This is a genomic window from Salipiger sp. PrR003 (assembly GCF_010500785.1).
Taxonomy (GTDB): domain Bacteria; phylum Pseudomonadota; class Alphaproteobacteria; order Rhodobacterales; family Rhodobacteraceae; genus Salipiger; species Salipiger pacificus_A.
Genome location: NZ_JAAGOV010000118.1, coordinates 1 through 2,560, shown reverse-complemented (window position 1 = coordinate 2,560; position 2,560 = coordinate 1). Strand labels below are relative to the sequence as shown.

General features: G+C 65.4%; 2 protein-coding genes. Both read right to left on the bottom strand.

Translation table 11 applies throughout. The annotated features are described in order from the left end of the window. Positions 1–337 precede the first annotated feature (337 nt). Positions 338–1,531, bottom strand: a complete 1,194-nt coding sequence (locus G0D83_RS30810; RefSeq protein ID WP_164198535.1) for an IS91 family transposase — start codon at positions 1,529–1,531, stop codon at positions 338–340. A 12-nt stretch (positions 1,532–1,543) separates the two neighbouring features. Further along, the gene (locus tag G0D83_RS30805) at positions 1,544–2,431 is read right to left on the bottom strand and encodes a site-specific integrase (protein ID WP_164198534.1); all 888 of its coding nucleotides are present in this window, start codon (positions 2,429–2,431) and stop codon (positions 1,544–1,546) included. Between the last annotated feature and the right edge of the window lie 129 nt (positions 2,432–2,560).

Genomic DNA, 2,560 nt, shown 5'->3' with positions numbered 1-2,560 from the left:
GGTGAAGGATTTTCGATGCGGGCCGTGGTGCAACGGTGCCGCTTGACGAGTGGTCGGCCGGCGTTGGAAATCCTCCCAAGGTGGAAGCCGCGGTGGCCAGGTGCTGTCTATGGGGAAAGTGCGCTCAGGTTTCCAGCGCCGGTGCAGCGTGGCTGACGGCTCGAATGATATCGAACGTCGCAAAGGGCGCCCTGATCGGCCGAGTTGATGATGTGCGGTCGCGGGCGGCGCCTTTCGTCGGCGGTTCGCGGGCGTGGCACTACGTGAGGCATGGCTGAGCCGGTCCGGAACGGGCGGGAGATCCGGAGTTTTGATCGTGGCAGAGACTGGCGGTTTGTCATGCGGCCTGCTCCCATGGTGGGGCGCGCGACATCGGTTTCTGGCCGCGACGAAAGATTTCGGTGATGCGCATCGGGCCACCGCAGCATGGGCACGGCTCGCGCAAGGTGAGCGGGGCAGGCTCCGCTGGTTCCTGCGCTTCCAGTTCGGGCGCCCGCTGCCCGAGCAGGCCACGGATGCGGACGATGGTGGCCTTGCGGGTTGCACCGGCCAGAAGGCCGTAGTGCCGGATCCGGTGGAACCCGTCGGGCAGGACGTGCATCAGGAACCGGCGGATGAACTCGGATGTAGCGAGGCGCATGACCCTCGCGCGGTCGCCGGACTTGATGCGGTAGTCCTTCCATCGAAACGCGACAGTCTCGGCGTCGGCGCTGACCAGGCGGGAGTTGGAGATCGCGACGCGGTGGGTGTAGCGGCTCAGGTAGGCGAGCACTGCCTTGGGCCCGCCGAAGGGCGGTTTGGCGTAGACGACCCATTCGGATTTGCGGAACGGCGCGAGCCAGGCGGCAAAGGCATTCGTCTGTGTCAGTCCTTCGAGATCGCCATAGAAGGCCAGCTCGCCAGCGGCATGAAGGGCCAGCAGCCCGTCGAGGAACAAGCGCCTGAACAGGCGCGACAGCACCCGCACATGCAGAAAGAACCCTGGCTTGCAGGCGACCCATCGGGTGCCATCAGGCGAGAGCCCTCCGCCCGGCACAATCATGTGGATGTGGGGATGGTGGGTCAGCGCCGATCCCCAGGTGTGCAGCACGCTGGTCATGCCGATCCGGGCGCCGAGCCGCTTGGGGTCGGCTGCGATGGTCGTGACCGTCTCGGCGGACGCCCGGAATAGCAGGCCATAAATGGCCTTCTTGTTCCACAAGGCGATCTGCGCGATCTCGGCTGGCAGGGTGAAGACGACGTGGAAATACTCCACGGGCAGAAGGTCCTCGGCGCGCGCCGCCATCCAGTCGCGCGCCGCCGGCCCCTGGCACTTCGGACAGTGCCGGTTCTTGCAGGAATTGTAGGCGATGTGGTGGTGGCCGCACTTGGCGCAGCCCGCTACATGCCCGCCGAGCGCCTCGGTCCGGCAGGCTTCGATGGCTGACATCACCTTGAACTGCGAGAGGCTGACGTGCCCGACATTGGCCTGCCGCCACCCAGGACCATGGGAACGAAAGATGTCAGCGATCTCCAGCGTCGGCCGGGGCACCCCGGCGCCCGGTCACTCCAGACTTCGCTTCACGGCGTGATCCTGCAGCTTGGCCAGCATCTCGTAGGGGCTGACCGTGTCGCGGATCGTCTTGGTGGCGACATGCGTGTATTGCGCCGTCGTCGTCAGCTTGGCATGGCCGAGCAGAACCTGGATCACCCGGACATCCGTGTTGGCCTCCAGCAGATGGGTCGCAAAGCTGTGCCTCAGGGTGTGCAGGGTGGCCGCCTTTTTGACCCCGGCCATGGTCTTGGCCGACGTGAACGCGCGGTTCAGTTGGCGCGGTGAGATCGGGTTGATCTTGGGCTTGCCCGGGAACAACCAGCCCTCGGGGCGCGCTTCGCGCCAGTAGTCGCGCAGGAGTTCGAGCAAGCCGGGGGACAGCATCACCTTGCGATCCTTCCGCCCCTTGCCCTGCTCGACATGGATCAGCATGCGGTCGCTGTCGATGTCCCCGATCTTGAGATTGCAGACCTCGGCCGCCCTGAGCCCGGCACCGTAGGAGATGCTGAGCGCCGCGCGATACTTCAGGCCGGGCCCAGGCGCCGCCATCAGAATGTCGGACACCTCCTCGACGCTGAACACCACCGGCAGCTTCCGTGGCTGCGTGCGGAACTGCATGTAGCGCTTCATGTCCTCGCGCCCGCAAGTCATGCCGAAGAAGAACCGAAGCGCCACGATCCGCACGTTGAACGTGCTGGCCGTGACCCCGTTGTCGGTCATGTGCAGTTGGTAGGCGCGCAACTCCTCCGGCGTGGCGGTGTCCGGCGAATGCCCAAGGAACTGGGAGAAATCCTTGATTGCCCGGATGTGGGACTTCTGCGCCTTCTCGCCCAACCCGCGGATGCGCATGTCTTCGATCATTCGCGCCCGCAGCGGCGAAATCCTCTCCTCGGTCATGGGAACCTCCTGTCTGTCGATTGAGAGGCCTCAATCGTCAGGCAGTTGCCCACATTCCCAAATGCACAGGGTGGCGATCAGTCCCACACCCCAGCCACACGCGCCATTGCCGCGCGAGCGGCTTCGTCC